Origin of the sequence: Acinetobacter sp. 3657 (assembly GCF_031456775.1) — a bacterium.
In the GTDB taxonomy this organism is placed as follows: domain Bacteria; phylum Pseudomonadota; class Gammaproteobacteria; order Pseudomonadales; family Moraxellaceae; genus Acinetobacter.
In genome coordinates, this window is record NZ_JAVDVH010000003.1 from 165,566 (window position 1) to 186,186 (window position 20,621).

At 42.3% G+C, this 20,621-nt stretch carries 21 protein-coding genes and 2 tRNA genes; 12 read left to right on the forward strand and 11 right to left on the reverse strand.

Annotation, left to right across the window (positions count from 1 at the left end; translation table 11 throughout):
* Positions 1–34 precede the first annotated feature (34 nt).
* Complete coding sequence (locus tag J2Y37_RS05325; protein WP_004673272.1) at positions 35–790, forward strand: SDR family oxidoreductase; 756 nt, start codon at positions 35–37, stop codon at positions 788–790.
* A gap of 53 nt (positions 791–843) precedes the next feature.
* Here J2Y37_RS05325 and J2Y37_RS05330 read toward each other — a convergent pair whose 3' ends face one another.
* The 4 genes from J2Y37_RS05330 to J2Y37_RS05345 all read right to left on the reverse strand — a co-directional run bounded on the left by J2Y37_RS05330 (position 844) and on the right by J2Y37_RS05345 (position 5,326).
* Positions 844–1,161, reverse strand: a complete 318-nt coding sequence (locus J2Y37_RS05330) for an AzlD domain-containing protein (protein WP_349032122.1) — start codon at positions 1,159–1,161, stop codon at positions 844–846.
* Complete coding sequence (locus J2Y37_RS05335; protein WP_349032123.1) at positions 1,158–1,838, reverse strand: AzlC family ABC transporter permease; 681 nt, start codon at positions 1,836–1,838, stop codon at positions 1,158–1,160. Before J2Y37_RS05335 ends, J2Y37_RS05330 begins: the two co-directional genes overlap by 4 nt.
* A gap of 106 nt (positions 1,839–1,944) precedes the next feature.
* Positions 1,945–2,775: an AraC family transcriptional regulator gene (locus J2Y37_RS05340; protein ID WP_005193910.1), complete on the reverse strand. Its 831-nt coding sequence runs from the start codon at positions 2,773–2,775 to the stop codon at positions 1,945–1,947.
* A 193-nt stretch (positions 2,776–2,968) separates the two neighbouring features.
* On the reverse strand, positions 2,969–5,326 hold the full coding sequence (locus J2Y37_RS05345) for a Tex family protein (protein WP_349032124.1): 2,358 nt from the start codon (positions 5,324–5,326) through the stop codon (positions 2,969–2,971).
* A 459-nt stretch (positions 5,327–5,785) separates the two neighbouring features.
* Here J2Y37_RS05345 and ompR point away from each other — a divergent pair, with 459 nt between their 5' ends.
* From ompR to J2Y37_RS05360, 3 genes are all read left to right on the forward strand, one after another.
* The gene (gene ompR / locus J2Y37_RS05350) at positions 5,786–6,550 is read left to right on the forward strand and encodes a two-component system response regulator OmpR (RefSeq protein ID WP_004673280.1); all 765 of its coding nucleotides are present in this window, start codon (positions 5,786–5,788) and stop codon (positions 6,548–6,550) included.
* Positions 6,551–6,567: 17 nt separating this feature from the next.
* Positions 6,568–8,022, forward strand: coding sequence for an ATP-binding protein (locus tag J2Y37_RS05355; RefSeq protein WP_349032125.1), 1,455 nt, complete (start codon positions 6,568–6,570; stop codon positions 8,020–8,022).
* A 121-nt stretch (positions 8,023–8,143) separates the two neighbouring features.
* Positions 8,144–9,658 carry an acetyl-CoA hydrolase/transferase family protein gene (locus J2Y37_RS05360; protein WP_349032192.1) on the forward strand — a complete coding sequence of 505 codons (1,515 nt, stop codon included), beginning with the start codon at positions 8,144–8,146 and terminating at the stop codon, positions 9,656–9,658.
* A 186-nt stretch (positions 9,659–9,844) separates the two neighbouring features.
* Here the strand turns inward: J2Y37_RS05360 and J2Y37_RS05365 are convergent.
* From J2Y37_RS05365 to J2Y37_RS05375, 3 genes are all read right to left on the reverse strand, one after another.
* A tRNA-Phe gene (locus J2Y37_RS05365) sits at positions 9,845–9,920 on the reverse strand.
* 152 nt (positions 9,921–10,072) lie between these two features.
* Positions 10,073–10,148, reverse strand: a tRNA-Phe gene (locus J2Y37_RS05370).
* 107 nt (positions 10,149–10,255) lie between these two features.
* Complete coding sequence (locus J2Y37_RS05375) at positions 10,256–10,633, reverse strand: GNAT family N-acetyltransferase (protein ID WP_004673286.1); 378 nt, start codon at positions 10,631–10,633, stop codon at positions 10,256–10,258.
* A gap of 100 nt (positions 10,634–10,733) precedes the next feature.
* Between J2Y37_RS05375 and hisB the strand changes: the two genes are divergently transcribed.
* From hisB to J2Y37_RS05410, 7 genes are all read left to right on the forward strand, one after another.
* Positions 10,734–11,327 carry an imidazoleglycerol-phosphate dehydratase HisB gene (hisB, locus tag J2Y37_RS05380; RefSeq protein WP_004673288.1) on the forward strand — a complete coding sequence of 198 codons (594 nt, stop codon included), beginning with the start codon at positions 10,734–10,736 and terminating at the stop codon, positions 11,325–11,327.
* Positions 11,327–11,944 (forward strand): imidazole glycerol phosphate synthase subunit HisH, encoded by a 618-nt coding sequence (gene hisH, locus J2Y37_RS05385; RefSeq protein WP_005193920.1) that lies wholly within the window; start codon positions 11,327–11,329, stop codon positions 11,942–11,944. Before hisB ends, hisH begins: the two co-directional genes overlap by 1 nt.
* Positions 11,945–12,093: 149 nt before the next feature.
* On the forward strand, positions 12,094–12,636 hold the full coding sequence (locus tag J2Y37_RS05390; protein WP_349032126.1) for a DUF805 domain-containing protein: 543 nt from the start codon (positions 12,094–12,096) through the stop codon (positions 12,634–12,636).
* Between the two features lie 172 nt (positions 12,637–12,808).
* Positions 12,809–13,540 (forward strand): 1-(5-phosphoribosyl)-5-[(5-phosphoribosylamino)methylideneamino]imidazole-4-carboxamide isomerase, encoded by a 732-nt coding sequence (gene hisA / locus J2Y37_RS05395; RefSeq protein WP_004673294.1) that lies wholly within the window; start codon positions 12,809–12,811, stop codon positions 13,538–13,540.
* A 233-nt stretch (positions 13,541–13,773) separates the two neighbouring features.
* Positions 13,774–15,261 (forward strand): SulP family inorganic anion transporter, encoded by a 1,488-nt coding sequence (locus J2Y37_RS05400; protein ID WP_349032127.1) that lies wholly within the window; start codon positions 13,774–13,776, stop codon positions 15,259–15,261.
* Positions 15,262–15,378: 117 nt separating this feature from the next.
* Positions 15,379–16,230, forward strand: coding sequence for a universal stress protein (locus J2Y37_RS05405; protein ID WP_349032128.1), 852 nt, complete (start codon positions 15,379–15,381; stop codon positions 16,228–16,230).
* 70 nt (positions 16,231–16,300) lie between these two features.
* On the forward strand, positions 16,301–17,185 hold the full coding sequence (locus tag J2Y37_RS05410) for a DMT family transporter (RefSeq protein ID WP_349032129.1): 885 nt from the start codon (positions 16,301–16,303) through the stop codon (positions 17,183–17,185).
* A gap of 10 nt (positions 17,186–17,195) precedes the next feature.
* On the opposite strand, the gene J2Y37_RS05415 is transcribed toward J2Y37_RS05410, so the two are convergent.
* The 4 genes from J2Y37_RS05415 to J2Y37_RS05430 all read right to left on the reverse strand — a co-directional run bounded on the left by J2Y37_RS05415 (position 17,196) and on the right by J2Y37_RS05430 (position 19,663).
* The gene (locus J2Y37_RS05415) at positions 17,196–17,519 is read right to left on the reverse strand and encodes an antibiotic biosynthesis monooxygenase (protein ID WP_349032130.1); all 324 of its coding nucleotides are present in this window, start codon (positions 17,517–17,519) and stop codon (positions 17,196–17,198) included.
* Between the two features lie 149 nt (positions 17,520–17,668).
* A complete protein-coding gene (locus J2Y37_RS05420; protein WP_004673299.1) occupies positions 17,669–18,061 on the reverse strand; it encodes a hypothetical protein in 393 nt (130 codons plus the stop codon).
* 24 nt (positions 18,062–18,085) lie between these two features.
* A complete protein-coding gene (locus J2Y37_RS05425; RefSeq protein WP_121928979.1) occupies positions 18,086–18,703 on the reverse strand; it encodes a DUF1294 domain-containing protein in 618 nt (205 codons plus the stop codon).
* 9 nt (positions 18,704–18,712) lie between these two features.
* The gene (locus J2Y37_RS05430) at positions 18,713–19,663 is read right to left on the reverse strand and encodes a homoserine kinase (protein WP_349032131.1); all 951 of its coding nucleotides are present in this window, start codon (positions 19,661–19,663) and stop codon (positions 18,713–18,715) included.
* Between the two features lie 112 nt (positions 19,664–19,775).
* Here J2Y37_RS05430 and hisF point away from each other — a divergent pair, with 112 nt between their 5' ends.
* On the forward strand, positions 19,776–20,534 hold the full coding sequence (hisF, locus tag J2Y37_RS05435; protein ID WP_005193936.1) for an imidazole glycerol phosphate synthase subunit HisF: 759 nt from the start codon (positions 19,776–19,778) through the stop codon (positions 20,532–20,534).
* The last annotated feature ends 87 nt before the right edge of the window (positions 20,535–20,621 follow it).

The window sequence follows — 20,621 nt, forward strand, 5'->3', positions numbered from 1 at the left end:
TAATTTTCACACAAAACAAAAGCTGGATGAAATAATGTCACAACATGATTTAAAAGATAAAACTGTACTGATTGCAGGCGGTGCAAAGAATTTAGGTGGTTTGATCTCACGTAAGTTCGCCGAGCAAGGGGCAAACTTAGTGATCCATTATAATAGTGCAGCGACACAAGCCGATGCCGAAGACACCTTAAAAACCGTACAAGCGCTCGGTGCCAAAGCCATTTTGATTCAAGCCGATCTATCCGATATTCAAAACATCGAATCCTTATTTACCCAAGCCAAAGCCGAATTTGGCGGTGTTGACATTGCCATTAATACCGTCGGTCGTGTGTTGAAAAAACCCTATTTGGACACCACCGAACAAGAGTTTGATGTGATGAACGACATCAATAATAAAATTGCCTATTTCTTTATTCAATCAGCCGGTCGCCATCTCAACCCAAACGGCAAAATCTGTAGCATTGTGACCAGTTTATTGGCAGCCTACACAGGTCTTTATTCAACTTATGAAGGATTAAAAGCCCCTGTTGAACATTATACCCGTGCGGCTTCCAAAGAGTTTGGCGAACGCGGTATCTCGGTGACTGCTGTCGCACCGGGTCCCATGGATACGCCATTTTTCTATGGTCAAGAAGCGCCTGAGGCGGTGGCTTATCATAAATCGGCATCTGCGCTCGGTGGACTCACCAAAATCGAAGATATTGAACCTTTGATTCGTTTCTTAGTCACCGATGGCTGGTGGATAACTGGACAAACCATTTTCGCCAATGGTGGTTATACCACGCGTTAATTCATGTTCATGAGAAAGGCTTGGGTCATGATTCACATGTGCCCAAGCTTTTTTTAATTGAACCAAAATACCAAAGCATAAAAACAAGCCAAACTTAGAACAATCGTCAGTAAGGTATGGCGAACCTTATATGCAATCACAATGGTTAAAATCGTGGCAATAAAATAAGGGTTCAATAAAGTCTCACGAAATGCGCCATGCTCATCCATAAAGACAATTGGGGTAGCGATTGCCGTCAATAAACACGGTGCAGAATATTGTAAGGACTGTTGAAACCATTTCGGTAAACGCAGCGGAATATTCGGTTCAAGCAAAATATAGCGGTTCATAAACACCACCAATGCCAAAATAATCAGAACAAACCAAGTCATGCTGTACGCTCCCGCAGATTTTGCAGGCAAGTCGCTGTGAACATACCAATCACCCCTGCCATAATGGCTGCACTTTTAAAACCTAAACTCAGAAACACCACAGTTAACGCGACTGAAACCAGCACACCCACCAAGGTATTTAAATTCTTAATGAACGGAATCACGATAGCGATAAAGGTCGCGACAATTGAAAAATCGAGATGGTATTGATCTAAATTCGGCACAGATGATGCAAGCAACACGCCACACACACTAAACAACACCCAGCTCAGATAAAAGCAACTCCCAGCCCCGAGAAGATAATAAATATAGTGCTGTTGTTTTTTAATACTGACCGCAAACAACTCATCTGTGAGTAAAAAACCTAACATCAGCCGATGTTTTAACGGTTGTTTGGAAATATCTTCACGTAAATACAGCGCATATAAATAATGCTGCGTGGTAATCAGAAATACCGAAATGATGATGGTCAGTGCAGGTGTTCCTGCCATGACCAAGCCTAAAGTCATCAATTGAGCAGCGCCAGCAAAAACCAATGCTGACATTGCTATGGCTTGCATGGTCGTTAGCCCAGCTTGGATTGCCATTGAACCTGCCAAGATACCCCAAGGCAACACAGCAAAACACAAGGGCAATATTTTGACCACGCCATTTAAAAAGGCCCGAGGTACAGACATAGAGGTGTCTTCGATCGTCTCAGTCAACATCAGCATTACAATCGTTTATAAGGGGTCTATGACTATGCCAAAAATCAATCTATGAAGATTGCATAAAATTGCTGTTTTATTTGAGATAAGCGATATAGCCGCCTGGCGTAATCCCAAAAGTTTGACGGAAATGCCGACTAAAATGGCTCTGATCTGAAAAGCCACACTGCTGCGAAATCTCAGATAAATTTAGTCCTTGCCTTAATAATTTTTGTGCCTTTTGCAAACGTGCCTGCACTAACCATGCATGTGGAGACAATCCCACATGCTTTTTAAACTGGCGTAGAAAATGCCACTGGCTTAGATTGGCCATGTCAGCCAATGCCATCAAAGAAAACTCTTGTTCAGGCATTGATGCCATCAGCTCTTTAATATTTAAGATCCGTTGTTTGGCATTACTTAGATCGGTCGCTTGCGGCTTGGTTTGACTATACTTCGACACTAGCCAAGCGATGGTAGAGAGAAATAAGGTTTGCTTCAGTAAAGTATTGCTGGGTTGCTCGAATAAGTCGAATAGCAAACGGAATTGTTGTGCCAAACCTTCATCATGCAATACGGCCTCTCTAAACCACGGTGCAGTACCATGAACAGTGGTCAAATCGCGTGTCAGCTCATTAAACACTTCTGGTGTAGGATAAATTGCCCGATAGCGCCAACCCGTCTCTACTGCTGAAGAACCTGTATGCACTTCATCGGCATTGACCAAAATAATATCGCCTTGCGGTGCGACGTGATTGCCACCTGTGCGATAAAAGCGTTGTGCTCCTTCTTCGATCACACCGATACAAAATCCTTCATGCACATGTCGTGAAAACTCCTGCTGAAAGTAACTGGCTTTCAACATTTCTAAACCACCAAGTTCTTCGAGGTGTAAGTAATCGACTTGTTCACGAGGTCTACGTGACATCACGACCTCCTTTGGATTTTGGCATCAAATCAGGTTAACGCAATGGGATAGGATTTATAGAATAAAATTGCTGTTTAACTATCTTATTCTAATTCTCCAAACTTATAACCTTATTCACACATCTACTCGCATAAAAAAACCTTCCCGAAAGAAGGTTTTTAAACAGACTCAATTCAATTATTTAGAGCCTTGCTTATTTCGAGCCTTTAATCCCTGCTTGCAATAACAAGGCACCTAAACCACCAATTTTTTGCTCTTGTGGTTTCTCGGTTTTTGGCTTGTTATTTTGCGGACGTTTAAAGTCACCTTCTTTACGTGGTGGACGCTGACCTTGTGGCTTACGCTCTGAACGTTCCGGACGATCTTGCTGTGGACGCTGTTGCTGACGAGGCGCTTTCACAGGCGCAGAACCTTCCGCACGCATACTCAAGTTGACGCGATTACGTTCTGCATCCACTTGAATCACACGAACTTGTACAATTTGACCCGGTTTCACTACTTTATGCGGATCAGAAACAAATTCATTGGCAAGTTCAGAGATATGCACTAAACCATCTTGATGCACACCTACATCTACGAAAGCACCAAAATTCGTAACATTGGTCACTACACCTTCAAGCTGCAAACCCTCAGTGAGTTGTGCAACTTCGGTAATATCTTCACGGAATTTTGCAGTACGGAACTCTGGACGTGGATCACGCGCAGGCTTCTCCAATTCAGTCAAAATATCCTGAATCGTTGGCAAACCAAATTTGTCATCGACAAACTCATCTGCTTTAACTTGACGAATAATTTCAGTATTGCCAATGATGTCTTTGACTGTGGTTGCTTTCGCCGCAACGATTTTTTCAACCACGCCATAACTCTCAGGGTGAACGGCTGACGCATCCAATGGCTCTGTACCATCCTGAATACGCAAGAAACCTGCTGCTTGCTCAAAAGTACGCTCGCCTAAACGTGGTACTTTTTTCAATGCTTGGCGACTATCAAAGCGACCATGTTCTTTACGATATTCAAAGATTTGTTGTGCAATTGATTTATTCAGACCCGCAATATAAGCCAAAATCGCAGGAGAAGCGGTATTCACATCCACGCCAACCGCATTTACACAGTCTTCAACAACAGCATCTAGGGTTTTTGCTAGACCTGTTTGATTGACATCATGTTGGTACTGACCTACACCGATTGATTTCGGGTCGATTTTAACCAGCTCAGCCAATGGATCTTGTAAACGACGAGCAATTGAGACTGCACCGCGAATTGATACATCAAGGTCAGGTAATTCTTGCGAAGCCAATTCACTTGCCGAATAAACTGATGCACCTGCTTCACTCACCGTGATACGTGTCAGTTTCAAGTCAGCATTGGCTGCCATCATTTCTGCAACCACAGCTTCAGTTTCACGACTCGCTGTACCATTGCCAATCGCAATAAGTTCCACGTGGAACTCTCGGCATAAACGCGCAAGCTCAGCAATCGAACCGGCTTTATCTTCTTTCGGTGCAAATGGATAAATAGTGCTATGTGCAAGTACATCACCTGCATCACTCACCACGGCAAGCTTCACGCCAGTACGAATACCAGGATCAACACCTAAGGTGGTGCGACTGCCTGCTGGTGCAGAAAGCAATAAATGACGTAAATTTTCTGCAAAGACATCCATTGCTTCAGCTTCTGCGGTTAAACGCTTATCTGTTAATAATGAATGTTCGATTTGTGGGCGAATCTTACCCAACCAAAATAATTTTGCAGTTTGTTTTAAATAATCTTGGCGTGTTTGTGGTTGAATTTGTTCAAGATTATATTCTGTTTCGATACGTGCCAATGGTGCATCGTCTTCACCATCCACTTTCAAGCCCAATACGTTTTCTTGACGACCACGTAACATCGCCAACAAACGATGTGAGGGGACTTTATTTAAGTTTTCTGAGAACTCAAAATAATCACGGAATTTTTTACCAACTTCTTTTTTCTCTTCAGAAGCAACCGCACTTTTCAACACTGCTGTTTTAGAAAAAGTTTGTTTTAATTCAGTGGTTAAGGCGATATTTTGCGCCCAATCATCAATTAAAATATGCTGAATCGCATCAAGCTGGCTTTCAACATCTGGATAGTCTTCATGACTAAAACCAGCTAAAGCTTCAGTTGGATCAACTTGATCATTAATAATCTTCTCAGCAATAACACCTAAACCCGCTTCTTTTGCTTTAAATGATTTGCTGGTGCGTTTCGGGCGATACGGCGCATAAATTTCTTCTAACGCATTCTTGGTTTCAGCAGCATTTACACGTCCTAATAAATCATCGTTCAATTTATCTTGTTCTTGTAAAGACTGGATCACTTTCTCACGACGCTCGTACAAATCACGCAAGTAAGTTAAACGTGTATCAAGTTGACGTAATTGCGTATCGTCTAAGCCTTGAGTGACCTCTTTACGGTAACGTGCGATAAAAGGAACACTAGCGCCTTCATCAATTAAACGAATAGCAGCTTCTACTTGGTTTGGACGTACGGCAAGTTCATTTGCCAACTGCTGAACTAAGTCAGTCATCGTGATTGATTCCACAAGGGTTGAGTCTAAAAGCAATGATTATAAAGTCCATGGCTATAAAATCCACTATTGTTTTTTTAAAATATTGTGCATAGGGTCACTTCTTTCCCCACAAACCCTACAGATTATGCTAATTGAGCAATGTTTCTAAAATACCAAGCTTTTTCCGCCTAAATATTGAAAAATAGATCGATTGTCATAATTTTACCTGTATATATTTGGTATCTTTCTCTTGATTTTATTGGCAATATTTGTTGCTTTATAACATAGCCAAAACTGTGCAATGAGTCGTATACTACAGAGTCTATTCACATTCACCTTACGAGCTATAGCTCTCATTGCGACATAAGCCGTATACGGTGCTAGATTTTAGCCGATAACGCAAAGCAGGGTTGAAATATAAATAGCCCCTATAGCATTGCATAAAGACGATGACAATAAACGATAAAGGAGCACAGCATGAGTTTAGTTGTACCTGCCGAATCGACGGAAACTGTTCACCATGAAACAGACCGGGTCGAACGCATTTTAGTGGTCGATGATGATGTGCGCTTGCGTACGCTTTTACAACGCTTCCTCGAAGACAAAGGCTTTGTAGTTAAAACTGCCCATGACGCAACACAAATGGACCGTTTACTACAACGTGAGTTGTTCTCACTCATCGTCCTTGATTTTATGTTACCTGTTGAAGATGGATTAAGTATCTGTCGCCGCTTACGTCAATCCAACATTGACACCCCGATCATTATGCTGACTGCACGTGGCAGTGACTCTGACCGTATCGCGGGCTTAGAAGCAGGTGCAGATGATTACCTACCAAAACCGTTCAATCCAAATGAGTTGCTGGCACGTATTCGTGCGGTATTACGCCGTCAGGTGCGTGAAGTGCCCGGTGCACCAAGCCAACACGTTGAAGTCGTCAGTTTTGGACCGTGGGCTTTAGATCTATCCACACGAACCTTAACGCGTGAAGGTCAAGTTGTGACGCTGACCACAGGTGAGTTTGCCGTGCTCAAAGCACTGGTCCAACATCCACGTGAACCATTGACACGCGACAAACTCATGAATCTCGCACGTGGTCGTGAATGGGGCGCAATGGAGCGTTCAATCGATGTACAAGTCTCTCGCTTACGTCGCTTAATCGAAGACAATCCAGCACGAGCACGCTATATCCAAACTGTTTGGGGTGTAGGCTATGTTTTTGTTCCAGATGGTGCGGAATGAGCGTAGGAAACTAGACCTTGAAACTTGAACCAATTGATCCGCAAGAATTTACTGACTTCGCGACCTACTCTGAAAGGCCGCGAACAAAATGGGAACGTTTTTTAGATAAAATCAAACCGCGTTCTGCTGCCATGCGTACCACCCTCTTGGTACTGTCCATGGTCTTTTTCAGTCTATTTATGTCTTTGTGGTTCTTTTGGCGTACCTTGTATTTACCTGAGTTGCAACAACATGCGCGTTATCTCGCGATTGAACTTGAACTCATTAACAATCCCGATATTCGGATTTTACACCGAGATACCGAAGTCGATATTGATGACTGGTTAAAGAACCGTATTGGCATCGAGTACGTTACCGATCCCAAAGAATTTCCTAAAGTTGAAGAGAAATTCCTTGCTGAATTATTTACCAACCAAATTGAAGCCAAACTCGCCAAAGAGTTAGGTGTAAAAGACGTGACGGTTTACTTCAAATTTAAACCGATTCCACGCATCTGGATTCAAACACCAGAAATGAATGGCAACTGGGTCCGCGAACCACTCAAAACCTATGATAATTACAGTGTCGAGTTGATTGCATCATGGTTATTTGGTGTGCCTATTCTCTCTTCAATTATTATTCTCATTCTGGTCCGCCAGATGAATCGCCCCTTACGTCGATTACAAAATGCCGCCAACAATTATAGTAAAACAGGCAAAGCACCATATCTCGACACCAATCACGGCCCACTTGAAATCCGCCAAGTGAATCAAGCCTTTAATCACATGGTCTATACCCTTGAACAAACAGAACGTGATCGGCAAATCATGTTGGCAGGCATTTCACATGACCTCCGCACCCCGTTGACGCGTATTCGTTTAACCGCAGAAATGCTACCTGATGAATTCTTTCGAGAAGGCTTGATCTACGATGTGGATGATATGGATGCGATTTTAAATCAATTCATTTCTTATATGCGTGATGGTTCTGATGAAGAGCTGACAGAGACCAATCTCAACACCTTACTCCAAGAGTTGGTGGTGCAATTCCAACCACTCGATATTCAGTTTGAAACACAAGAGCTACCGATCATTCCAGCACGTAGCCTATCGCTGAAACGTTTAATCGCCAATTTGCTCAATAACGCGAAACGTTATGGTTCTGAGCCGATTGAACTCTCTGCCAGCCATGTCGATGATCATATTCTCATTACCGTAGCTGATCATGGCGAAGGCATTCCTCCCGATCAGGTCGAAGAGTTGATGCAACCCTTTGTGCGTGGAAATTCAGCCCGCACCGTTCAAGGTAGTGGACTTGGCCTTGCGATCGTGAAACGTATTGTTGATATTCACCAAGGGCAAATCAATATTCGCAACCGCGAACAAGGCGGCTTAGAAGTAGTCATTTCATTGCCCATTCCAAGCGAAAAAACGGATGAGCCACAAAACAACACCATCGACAAAATCAGACAAACGCTGACCGGACATTTTTAGAGAGACATTTTCTGATCAGATGTACTGTGATTTGCGTTAGACCTTAGCCTAAAATCAATACACTTTTCACATTTTAGCGCTAAAATCCAACGCTTATAAAAAGCAACATTGAGAATGGATGATGTCTTTAAGTCGCATTCGCCTTCACAGCCTACATGACAAAGTTATGAGCGCTGATGAGGCTTCCAGCTTTATTGAAAATGGTATGACCGTTGGCATGAGTGGTTTCACCCGTGCAGGTGAAGCAAAAGCCGTTCCACAAGCACTGGTCAATCGTGCTAAAAAAAATCCATTAAAAATCACATTAATTACAGGTGCAAGCCTCGGCAATGATTTAGACAAGCAATTGACTGAAGCAGGCGTCTTGGCGCGTCGTATGCCCTTCCAAGTCGATAGCACCTTACGTCGTGCCATCAACAATGGCGAAGTCTTGTTTGTGGACCAGCACTTATCTGAAACCGTCGAGCAAATGCGTAATCAGCAGCTCAAACGCCCAGATATTGCAGTGATTGAAGCGGTGGCCATAACCGAGCAAGGTCATATTGTACCAACCACATCAGTCGGCAACTCTGCCAGCTTTGCGATCTTTGCTGAAAAAGTCATTGTGGAAATCAACACCGCATTAAGCGAAGACTTTGAAGGCTTACATGATATCTACATACCTAGCTATCGTCCGACACGAACACCACTTCCCTTAACCAACGTGGACGATCGCATGGGCTCTACAGCGATTCCAATCGACCCAGCAAAAATTGTAGGCATCGTACTCAACGACACCGCAGACTCTCCATCAACCGTAACTGCACCCGATGCGGAAACACAAGCGATTGCCAATCATCTCATTGCCTTCTTTGAACAAGAGGTTGCTGCAGGTCGTTTAGCAAAAAATTTAGGTCCGTTACAAGCAGGAATTGGTTCAATAGCCAATGCCGTTTTAACAGGCTTAAAAGATTCTAATTTTGAAGATCTGGTGATGTATTCAGAAGTGCTACAAGACTGTACTTTTGAATTGATCGATGCAGGTAAAATGAAGTTTGCCTCAGGCAGCTCCATTACATTATCGGCAAAATGTGGCGAGCGTGTTTTTGGCAACCTAAATCAATACAAAGACAAACTGGTATTACGCCCACAAGAAATTTCAAATCATCCAGAGATCGTACGTCGCTTAGGCATTATTGGGATTAACACGGCGCTAGAGTTTGATATTTATGGCAACGTCAACTCAACCCATGTTTGTGGTACCAAAATGATGAATGGGATCGGTGGTTCAGGCGATTTTGCCCGTAATGCACATCTTGCCATCTTTGTAACCAAATCGATTGCCAAGGGTGGAGATATCTCTTCGGTCGTTCCGATGGCGAGCCACGTGGATCATTGTGAGCATGATGTGGATATTTTAGTGACAGAACAAGGATTGGCAGATTTGCGTGGTTTAGCACCGCGTGAGCGCGCGCGTGTCATTATCGACCATTGTGTACATCCATTGTATCAGGCTGCATTAAACGACTATTTTGACCGTGCTTGTGCAAGAGGTGGTCACACTCCTCACATCCTACGTGAAGCGCTGTCTTGGCATGCTAACTTTGAAGAAACGGGACAGATGTTAGCACCAATCAAAACAGCAAAATCAGCTTAACAATACAGTTATATTTGCAGCAGGAAAGCATGTGGAAGCATGCTTTCCTGCTTTTTATCATACATCCACAATGTAATAGTTAGCTTGAGCAATCGGCGTCAGTTAATTATGCATTTGAAATGCGTTGTCATTGGTTTCGATTTTCCATAAAAAAACCCCAAACTTTCGTTTGGGGTTTTTTGAATATGGTGGCGTGACCCAGGATCGAACTGGGGACACACGGATTTTCAATCCGTTGCTCTACCTACTGAGCTATCGCGCCAATGGCGTGTATTAAGCCGTATCTCAGATAAATAGTCAACAACTATCCTGAGCTTTTGATTTAAATGACCATTTCTTATCCAAAAAGTATACTGCAAAAGTTTTTGGACAAAAAAAATCCCTGATGGGATCAGGGATTGAAAATACAAATCATGGTGGCGTGACCCAGGATCGAACTGGGGACACACGGATTTTCAATCCGTTGCTCTACCTACTGAGCTATCGCGCCAAAGTGGGCGTATTAAACAATGTTTGTCAAAATCCGTCAAGCAAATTTGCGGATTTTTCTACCTAGCGTTTAATTTTGCAACAAAGCCAGTAACGCTCCAACTGGCTTTAGATTTTTCCAATGTGGGATAAGCAGCGATGAATTGCACCACATCCCGGCTCAAATAACTTTACCCCTTGCTCTTCTTCAAAACGACAGACCTCTTCAACCAAACGTTCAGCGACACCACGCCCACGATTGGCAGGATGCACCACAATATATTCTAAAACACGGCTTTCTCCTTGCCCTGTTGCCCAGATTGCACCTATAATTTTGCTGTTAAATTCAGCGGTATAAACTGTGGTATATTGCTGTAGATTTTGTTCAAGTTGCTCCATCGCATCTTGCCCATCTCCGAACTCTGGGCTGGTATCATAGAGTCGCTCTAGCTGAGTACGGATTCCTAGTTGGTCTAAAGAACTGTAGGCATGTACTGTAATAGGCATTGATTAACCCTCCTGAGCAAACTATGATGCTGTCACTTTTTCGTCACAGCGAAACTATTTTTAATTCAATCATTTTTGACGTTTTTTGAGGAACGTGTCCATGACGCAACGTATCAGTGAAGTGGTAAGAAATACCAACGAAACAAAAATTCGAGTTCGTCTCAATCTCGATGGTACTGGTCAAGGCACACTCAACACTGGAGTTCCATTTTTAGACCATATGATTGATCAAATCAAGCGCCATGGTCTATTTGATATTGATATTCATTGTGATGGCGACCTTGAAATTGACGATCATCACACAGTAGAAGACTGTGGAATCACCTTAGGGCAAGCCTTTGCGCAAGCTTTGGGTGATAAAAAAGGCTTACGCCGCTATGGTCATTTTTATGCACCTTTAGATGAAGCATTGTCTCGTGTTGTGGTCGATTTGTCAGGTCGTCCTGGTTTATTTATGGATATCCCCTTCACGCGTGCCCGTATTGGCAGCTTCGATGTCGATTTATTCTCTGAATTTTTTCAGGGATTTGTCAATCACGCTCTGATGACCTTACATATTGATAGCTTGAAAGGTAAAAACAGCCATCATCAGATTGAAAGCGTGTTTAAAGCTCTAGCGCGTGCTTTGCGTATGGCATGTGAAGTTGATCCACGCGCAGAAAATACCATTGCTTCGACCAAAGGTAGTTTGTAATGACGCGTATTGCTTTACTTGACTATGGCATGGGCAATTTGCACTCTGCTGCAAAAGCCTTGGAACATGTCGGCGCAACGGTTGACGTGACCAATGATCCTAAACTGATCGCCAAAGCCGATAAAATCGTATTTCCGGGTGTCGGTGCGATGCGCGACTGTATGCAAGGTATGCACGAAGCTGGTATTGATGAAGTGGTTCGTCAAGCTGCATTCAACAAGCCTGTTTTGGCGATTTGTGTAGGCATGCAAGCCTTATTGCAAACATCCGAAGAAAATGGTGGCGTTGCTGCGCTCGGTATCTTTGACGGCGTAGTTAAACATTTTCCTGAAATGCCAAATTTAAAAGTACCGCACATGGGCTGGAACCAAGTACATCAACTTGATCCAAGCCATCCGATGTGGAATAACATCGAACAAGATGCGCGTTTTTATTTTGTGCATAGCTATTATGTTGAACCACAAGATTCATCTGTGATCGCAGCAACTTGCGATTATGGTGTGAACTTTTGTACCGCGATTCATAAAGATAATTTATTTGCCACACAATTCCACCCTGAAAAGAGTCATACCGCAGGTTTACAGTTATTAAAAAACTTTGTGGAATGGAATATCTAATTAGAAAACTGTAGCAGATCAAATTTATTCATTTGATCTGCTTTTTATAAAAATATTCTGTAATTCTCATATTATTTTCTTTATTATTCGCATCTATACAGATCACTCCATTTTAACAATTGTATAAAAACACCTAAATAGGAATAAAAATGAATCCACCTATCCAAACCGTAGATAAACCGCTAAGTCCAAAAGGTCGTTTTGGCCGACTCGCCTATGCCGCTTGGTCCTTTTTGAGCGCAATCGCCTTCTGTATTGTTATTTTTATTCTTGCATTTATTGCAAGTCTATTCAGCGGCAATGGCTCTGAGTTCTCAGACTTTCCGTTTATTGCGATTTTATTATTCATCATTCTTTATATTGGATTTCTCTATTTTTCTTTTGTTTTTACCATTCGTCGTTTGCATGATCGCAATCAAACTGGCTGGCTGTCATTATTGATGCTGGTGCCATTTTTGAACCTGATTTTTTTAATCTATTTATTCTGTGCCAAAGGAACTGAAGGTGAAAATCTTTATGGTCCGAGTCGAAACACGGCTGGATGGGAAAAAGTATTGGGTTGGATTTATATTATTTTAATTCCTCTCCTGTTGGTTTTCGGTTTGGCTGCAAATGCAATTCCTGCTTATCAAGACTACTTAGAACGAAGCCAACAAACCCAAATGCAATATCAACAGGACTATTCTGAATAAATAAATGACAGAATTTAGATGTTGATCAGCCAAGTTGTTAGACTTGGCTTTTTTATTTGTATAAAACTTTAAAGAAAGACGCAGTCGTCTAACATCCAAAGCTTAGCGATTGAGCAATACTTTGCTAATATGTAGTCAATTTAAACTCTATGATGACGCAAGGAGCGAAAGCATGCTAATCATCCCTGCAATTGACCTGAAAGATGGCAAATGTGTTCGTTTAAAACAAGGCCGTATGGAAGACGATACTGTTTTCTCTGATGATCCTGTCGCAACTGCACAACACTGGGTTGATGAAGGCGCGCGCCGTTTACATTTAGTTGATTTAAATGGTGCTTTCGCTGGTACGCCAATTCATAAACCTGTGGTTGAAGCGATTGCACGTGCCCAACCTGAACTTCCAATTCAGATCGGCGGCGGGATTCGCTCACTTGAAACGATCGAACACTATTTAGAAGCTGGTGTCTCGTTTGTGATTATTGGAACTAAAGCGGTTCAAGATCCTGCGTTTGTGGACGAAGCATGTAAACGTTTTGCAGGTCATATCATCGTTGGTATTGATGCCATCAATGGTATGGTTGCAACCGATGGCTGGGCCAATGTCACAGATGTTAAAGCCACTGATCTTGCCAAGCGTTTTGCCGATGCAGGCGTTTCAAGCATTGTCTACACCGACATCGCTCGTGATGGCATGATGCAAGGCGTCAACGTTGAACAAACCGTCAATTTGGCGCAATATTCAGGCTTGCCTGTGATTGCATCAGGTGGCGTGACCAATCTTGACGATGTGCGTAACCTAAAAGGCCAAACGGGCATTTTAGGCGCGATTACAGGTCGTGCAATTTATGAAGGAACATTGAGCCTTCGTGACGCGCAGTTATTGTTGGATGAAGATCGTTTGTAATTGATCAAGAGCTCTAGTGATTTAAATAATGGCTAGAGCTTTTTAAGCTTAAATGTTATCCTTGTACCGATTTTTATCTTACTCTCCAATTTTATAATGACACTTACGCCACCTTAGTTTTTTACCTCTTATTTGTAATGAACTCATCACTGTCTAGTGATGTGGTGTAGTCGTGTGTTTTTATATATCACATCACTAGCCTTTTTATATTCTTAAAGAAATAGGCTATTTCTATGTTTTCCAATGTAAGAGAACAATGGTTCTCCAATATCCGCGGCGATGTGCTGGCGGGTCTTGTCGTTGCTTTAGCACTCGTTCCTGAAGCAATTGCATTTTCGATTATTGCAGGTGTAGATCCTAAAATTGGTCTGTATGCGTCGTTCTGTATCGCAGTTGTGATTTCTTTTGTTGGCGGTCGCCCAGGTATGATTTCCGCTGCAACAGGTGCAATGGCATTGCTCATGGTCGTGCTGGTGAAAGAGCATGGACTGGAATATCTACTCGCTGCAACGATCCTGACAGGGGTCTTGCAAATTGTGGCTGGGTATTTAAAGCTAGCGCAATTTATGCGCTTTGTATCTAAATCCGTCGTTATCGGCTTTGTGAATGCCTTAGCAATTTTGATTTTTATGGCACAGTTACCTGAACTCACCAATGTCACATGGCATGTCTATGCTATGACTGCGGCAGGTTTAGCGATTATTTATTTATTCCCATACATCCCTAAAATTGGAACATTAATTCCATCGCCTTTGGTGACCATTGTGGTTTTAACCATTGTTGCAACCTTAATGGGACTGGACATTCGTACTGTCGGTGATATGGGTCAACTGCCTGATACACTGCCTGTGTTCTTACTACCAGACATTCCACTGAACTTAGAAACACTTCGTATTATTTTCCCTTATGCAGCAGCGTTGGCCGCAGTAGGCTTACTTGAGTCGATGATGACAGCCACGATTGTCGATGATTTAACTGATACTTCGAGTGACAAAAACCGCGAATGTAAAGGCCAAGGGGTAGCCAATATCGCCTCTGGTTTTATGGGCGGTATGGCTGGTTGTGCCATGATTGGTCAATCCATTATTAATGTTAAATCTGGCGGTCGTACTCGTTTATCTACATTCTGTGCAGGTATATTCTTGTTGATCATGGTGGTGTTCATTAGTGATTGGCTGAAAATCATTCCTATGGCTGCGCTGGTCGCTGTGATGATCATGGTATCGATTGGTACATTTAACTGGGATTCACTCAGAAATATTCGCCAATACCCACTCTCAAGTAATATCGTCATGATCGCGACAGTTGCGATTGTTGTCGCAACCCATAACTTAGCTTATGGTGTACTGATCGGCGTGCTGTTATCTGCGCTATTTTTTGCCAACAAAATCGAACGTTATATGGCAGTTCAATCTGTTTTCGATGAAACTGAAAGTACCCGTACCTATGTGGTTACTGGTCAGATCTTCTTTAGTTCTGCGGATAAATTTACGGCATCATTTGATTTCAAAGAAGCAATTTCAAAAGTTGTAATTGATGTTAGTCAAGCGCATTTCTGGGATGTTTCAGCCGTAGCAGCCGTTGATAAAGTTGTGATTAAATTTAAACGTGAAGGAACGGATGTTGAACTGATCGGGATGAATGAAGCAAGTCAAACGATGGTTGATAAATTTGGTGTACATGACAAACCAAATGCGCTAGATCGTTTGGACAATCACTAGACCGCTTTCATCATACTTTATTCCCTCTTTGTACTTCTCCCACTGGGAGAATGAGGAACGATTGAAGTTCCGCAAGAGGGATTGATGAAAGAAGTCCATTAAAAGGAAATTATAACAATGTCAAAAATTATTGCGTGTATTGATGGTTCAATCGGCACAAATACGGTATGTGATTATGCTGCTTGGTTTAGCCAAAAACTGAATGCGCCACTTGAACTTTTACATGTGATCGATACGCCGAGAGCGCAAGTACCACAGGATTTAAGCGGTGCGATTGGCTTGGGAAGTCGAGAAAGCTTATTAAATGAGTTAGTAGAGCTAGATGAACGTCGAGGAAAAATTGAGATTGAGCATGGCAAAATTTTGCTTCGTGAGGCAAAAAAATATGTGCTAGACAACTTCAGTCTCGATGTACATAGCTTCCAACGTCGTGGCAGTTTGTTAGAAACCATTGTCGCTTTGGAAGAAGATATACGTGTGCTGATCATGGGAAAATATGGTACTCAAACGGCATACCATTCCGATAAAATAGGGACACAAATCGAGAATGTAGTCCGTGCCATTCACCAACCTGTTTTAATTGCCTCATCACCCTTCACTCAGCCTCAATCTTTCTTAGTGGCGTTTGATGGCAGTACAACGGCGAAGAAGTGCGTAGAGAAGATTGCAAATAGTCCGTTACTCAAAGGATTAGCTGCACATCTGGTCTATGTCGGTCAACCCAACCAAGAAATACACACTCAACTTGCTTGGGCAAAAGAACAATTAGAGTCACAAGGCTTTAATATGACATTAAGCACTTTGGAAGGTGATGTTGATGAAAGTATTCTGAATTACGCCGACCAAAAGAATATTGATTTAATGGTGATCGGTGCTTATGGACACTCCAAAATCCGTCAATTCTTTATTGGTAGCACCACCACAAAACTATTAGTTCGCTCCACAAAACCTGTGCTATTGCTAAGATAAGCTCGGGGAAAACATTTCATTTAGCAAGGTATTTAGCTCTGCTAAATGAAGTGTCGCTTTAGGAACTGTTGTGACAAGATTTAACGCCTATACGCCTCAACTTGCCCTCATTTTTATTACTATGATTTGGGGTGGTACTTTTTTAGCGGTGCAATATGCGCTGAATTTTAGTAGCCCGATGTTTTTTGTCGGTTGTCGTTTTGCGGTGGCTGCATTGGTGATCTTGCTTATTTCGGTGAAGTCCATTGCTGGTTTGACGCTCAAGGAAACCCTTGCAGGTACAGCGATTGGCATTATGATTGCCATTGGTTATGGTACACAAACCATTGGCCTGCAAACGATCCTGAGTAGTGAGTCGGCCTTTCTGACAGCGCTTTATGTTCCACTCGTTCCAGTTTTGATGTGGGTCATTTTCCAGAAACGACCGTCTTTGATGACATGGATTGGCTCAGCCTTGGCGTTTACGGGGTTAGTCTTTTTAACTGGGAACGATTTTTCGAGTATCAATTTAAATTATGGGCAAATGCTCACCTTGATCTGTGCCTTTGTGATCGCTTTAGAAATTATTTTGATTGGATATTTTGCAGGGAAAGTGAATCTGAGACGTGTCACGGTGGTTCAGTTGGTGGTTGCGTCTGGATTGTCATTTGCCAGTATGCCCCTTGTTGGCGAACATAGTATTCCAACTTTTTCTTGGCCCTTAGTGATGATCGCAGTGGGCTTAGGGCTTGCCAGTGCATTGATTCAATTTGTGATGAATTGGGCACAACGTATGGTTGATCCAAGCCGTGCTGCCATCATTTATGCTGGCGAACCCGTTTGGGCAGGATTATTTGGGCGTATCGCAGGTGAACGCTTGTCGCTACTGGCATTATTTGGTGGTTTACTGGTGGTCTTAGGCGTTTTGGTGAGTGAGTTGAAGTTTAAAATACTCAATCATCCCAAAGAAAAATAAAACTTTCGTATTAATCTTTGTTTGGTGGTTGGTTCTTCTTCAACAACATATGCGGTTGATAGTACTCTACCGTTGGTATTGGATCGTAGAATGGGTGTAGTAATGCCTTCCATTCTTGATATGCCGCAGATTTCCTAAACCCTTCGGTATGATGTTCAATACTGTCCCAAAAGATCATAAGAATAAAACGCTGATCATCTTGAACATGCTTGATCAATTGCACGGCATTCAGTCCAGCCATTGGATAAATAATCGCTTTAGCTTGTTGAAATGCTGCTTCAAAAGCCTGACTTTGATTTGGCTTAATATTTAAATGCACGTGCTCTATAATCATAATTAAACCTGTTTAAATTCTTCAAAAACAATTTGAAGGTAATTTTTTATAAAATCAAATATATGGTTATTGGTATCTAAGAATATAAAGTGATATTCAAATTTTATTGAGAATAAGCGGATAAGATTATTATCCGCTTTCTGTTCAACTTACTGATACATCGGTTTATTATCATTTAACGCAATCAAACCACGAATCGCTCGGTAAACGATCCATACCCATGCAACAAAAATAACCGATACACAGAAAACCGTGCCAGACAGTGCAACACCAGCAAATGCATTTGGATTATCGCCTGTCAAAAACAGGAAGAAAAATGGGATAAAGGCAATAATATTCCACGCTAAATACCACCAAAAGGTGCGAATTTGCCAAGTAAAGTGGCTTTCAAAAATTGAACCTTGTACATCACTACGTTTCACATAGTTAATAATCAAAGCAATGATCGCCAATAAACCACCGCTAAAAATCGCAATAATATAAAGCACATAAAGAATCAAGGTCAAAGTACGATTCGGGTCTTGATCAACAGAGTAATTCATTTTTATTTAGCTCCAAAACCTCCCTCAATGAAAAATATTGAGTGGAGAAATTAACCAACATATCAACAATATATGAAAGGCTATGGTACAGAAATAAATCTTACGAAACGGTTGTTTTTGTGTTTTATGTCTCAGTTTTTGTTGAGCAAGCCAACCAGCACACCATCCACCCAAAGAATCAACGATGTGCAGAGTCTGTTCGGGTATGCGACGATTGCCCAATTGTGCTGCTTCTTTGTCTTGAGAATACAACCAATAACTTAGCGCATTCATCAAGCTTACAAAGAGCAAAGTAAACGGCGGTAATAGCTTGCTAAAACTCGCAATCACCATAAAGACAATATAAACCCCAATCCCTACTTTCATCGGCGACCATCCAGTGGTTGTGGTTGGTCGAACGGGCGCGGCTTTATGCTCAATCACTTGTGATGCTTTCAAATAAACAACTTGTTGCGCGCGATAGCGACCACGCTCATCTAAAATCACCAAATAATCTAAAGCACAGCCCACAATCGGTCTTGGGCCAGTTCGAGCAAAGTCTTTGATATGTAGAAAAACTCGCTCTTTCTTCGCATCATTGGGTTGAATAAAGCCATAGCCTTTGTCATCAAACCATTCCACTAAACGTCCTTGATCTCGCATGACTTTTTCCTAAGCTGTGATTCGTTGTAATCGGTCTAGTAACATCATTCGCATTTCAACTGGATCTTTCTGAGAAATATCTTCACCTGTACGACCATGCGCTGCATTTTTCTGCGCCACTTGCAAACGCATACTCCAAAAACGGCAGGCCGCCATCGCCAAATAAATATCTAAACACGCCAGCTCATCGTCGCTAAGTGTACGAATCACCTGATAAGCCGCCAAGAATGCATCTGCTTTGCTCTGATCAAGATACGCTTGTGGATAGGCAGTACAGAAATCATTGATACTAATCGCAATATCAAATAACCACTCATCTTGATTGAGTTCATAAAAATCAAGAATACCGTTTAACTGATTGCCTTCAAATAGTGTGTTATCTCTAAATAAGTCTGAATGAATAAAGCCCACTGGACGATTAGGGTGTTGTTGTGTGATGTCGGCAAATTGCTGAAAAACCAGCGCCAATAAACTTTGATCATCAATATTCATCTGTGGCTTGAGCTGTTCAGCGACATCTGACCAATACTGATGATTACGGTTAAAATCACGCACCAAAGGAAAGCCCTGTAAAGCCAAATGTAATTTTGCTTGTGCTTGAGCAATCGCTTCAATCTGCTCAATGGTGGTATCTTGTGGATGTTCACCCATGATTCGTGGCGCAATTTGTGCAGGTTTATCGGCAATACTATGAATCGCTTGACCGTGGTGTTTCAAGGGTACTGCCACAGGCACGCCTGCCTGTCCCAAACAATCCAACACAGGCACCAGTTCACCTGCCCCGACCGCATCTAATTCTTCAAAAACCGTTAAAACATACTGCTTCTGATTTTGATCCACCAAAAAATAATTGGTGTTTTGAATACCGCCTTGGATTGGAATCAGATCAATCACTGCCAAACCATAAGGCTCAGCAAAAGCTTGAACTTGTTCTAAACTCAACGGGGTATAAACCGACATGGAAAACCTGCAAAAAATAGCTGTGAAGTTTGCTAGAATACCTGTTCCCTTCATGAAGGTGTAGCACCTAAATCGGTCTCCTTTCTTTATTGGCGATTTTTTGGAAAATTTTATGCTCGCAAAACGTATTATCCCTTGCTTAGATGTTGATAATGGTCGAGTCGTCAAAGGCGTTCAATTCCTTGATATTCGTGATGCAGGTGATCCTGTCGAGGTTGCTCGTCGTTATAACGAACAAGGCGCCGATGAAATTACCTTTTTAGATATTACTGCTACCCATCATGGACGTGACACCACTTACCGTACTGTAGAACGCATGGCTGAAAGTGTCTTTGTGCCATTAACCGTCGGTGGCGGTGTGCGCAAAGTAGAAGATATTCGTTTACTGCTCAATGCTGGCGCGGATAAGGTCAGCATCAACTCAGCAGCTGTATTTAATCCTGAATTTGTACAGGAAGCTTCACAACGTTTTGGTGCGCAATGTATCGTAGTTGCAATTGATGCAAAAAAAACGGGCGAAAATAAGTGGGAAATTTTTACTCACGGCGGACGTAAACCGACAGGTATCGATGCGATTGAATGGGCGGTGAAAATGGCTGATTTTGGCGCAGGCGAATTATTGATTACCAGTATGGATGCCGATGGCACCAAAGCAGGCTATGACATCGCACTAATGCGTGCGATCAATGACCGCGTCAGTGTGCCAACCATTGCCTCAGGTGGTGTAGGCAACTTACAACATTTAGCCGACGGTATTTTAAAAGGTGGTGCGGATGCAGTCCTTGCAGCCTCTATTTTCCACTTTGGTCAACATAGCATTCCTGAAGCAAAACAATATCTTGCTGAGCAAGGCATTGAAATGCGCCTCTAAACCGTTTCTCTATTAACGCCAAACCTCTCAACGCTAATATTTGAGAGGTTTTTTTATGGGGTTTGGATCTGTGAAATGTCCACAGAC

Excerpts from the sequence above, each read along its gene's own strand:
- hisF (WP_005193936.1), top strand. The coding sequence starts at position 19,776 with ATGCTCGCAAAACGTATTATCCCTTGCTTAGATGTTGATAATGGTCGA.
- J2Y37_RS05400 (WP_349032127.1), top strand. The coding sequence starts at position 13,774 with ATGTTTTCCAATGTAAGAGAACAATGGTTCTCCAATATCCGCGGCGAT.
- J2Y37_RS05390 (WP_349032126.1), top strand. The coding sequence starts at position 12,094 with ATGAATCCACCTATCCAAACCGTAGATAAACCGCTAAGTCCAAAAGGT.
- J2Y37_RS05425 (WP_121928979.1), bottom strand. The coding sequence starts at position 18,703 with ATGCGAGATCAAGGACGTTTAGTGGAATGGTTTGATGACAAAGGCTAT.
- hisA (WP_004673294.1), top strand. The coding sequence starts at position 12,809 with ATGCTAATCATCCCTGCAATTGACCTGAAAGATGGCAAATGTGTTCGT.
- J2Y37_RS05430 (WP_349032131.1), bottom strand. The coding sequence starts at position 19,663 with ATGTCGGTTTATACCCCGTTGAGTTTAGAACAAGTTCAAGCTTTTGCT.
- J2Y37_RS05375 (WP_004673286.1), bottom strand. The coding sequence starts at position 10,633 with ATGCCTATTACAGTACATGCCTACAGTTCTTTAGACCAACTAGGAATC.
- J2Y37_RS05325 (WP_004673272.1), top strand. The coding sequence starts at position 35 with ATGTCACAACATGATTTAAAAGATAAAACTGTACTGATTGCAGGCGGT.
- J2Y37_RS05345 (WP_349032124.1), bottom strand. The coding sequence starts at position 5,326 with ATGACTGACTTAGTTCAGCAGTTGGCAAATGAACTTGCCGTACGTCCA.
- J2Y37_RS05360 (WP_349032192.1), top strand. The coding sequence starts at position 8,144 with ATGTCTTTAAGTCGCATTCGCCTTCACAGCCTACATGACAAAGTTATG.
- hisB (WP_004673288.1), top strand. The coding sequence starts at position 10,734 with ATGACGCAACGTATCAGTGAAGTGGTAAGAAATACCAACGAAACAAAA.
- ompR (WP_004673280.1), top strand. The coding sequence starts at position 5,786 with ATGAGTTTAGTTGTACCTGCCGAATCGACGGAAACTGTTCACCATGAA.
- J2Y37_RS05340 (WP_005193910.1), bottom strand. The coding sequence starts at position 2,775 with ATGTCACGTAGACCTCGTGAACAAGTCGATTACTTACACCTCGAAGAA.
- J2Y37_RS05405 (WP_349032128.1), top strand. The coding sequence starts at position 15,379 with ATGTCAAAAATTATTGCGTGTATTGATGGTTCAATCGGCACAAATACG.
- J2Y37_RS05330 (WP_349032122.1), bottom strand. The coding sequence starts at position 1,161 with ATGACTTGGTTTGTTCTGATTATTTTGGCATTGGTGGTGTTTATGAAC.
- J2Y37_RS05420 (WP_004673299.1), bottom strand. The coding sequence starts at position 18,061 with ATGAATTACTCTGTTGATCAAGACCCGAATCGTACTTTGACCTTGATT.
- J2Y37_RS05335 (WP_349032123.1), bottom strand. The coding sequence starts at position 1,838 with ATGTCTGTACCTCGGGCCTTTTTAAATGGCGTGGTCAAAATATTGCCC.
- hisH (WP_005193920.1), top strand. The coding sequence starts at position 11,327 with ATGACGCGTATTGCTTTACTTGACTATGGCATGGGCAATTTGCACTCT.
- J2Y37_RS05415 (WP_349032130.1), bottom strand. The coding sequence starts at position 17,519 with ATGATTATAGAGCACGTGCATTTAAATATTAAGCCAAATCAAAGTCAG.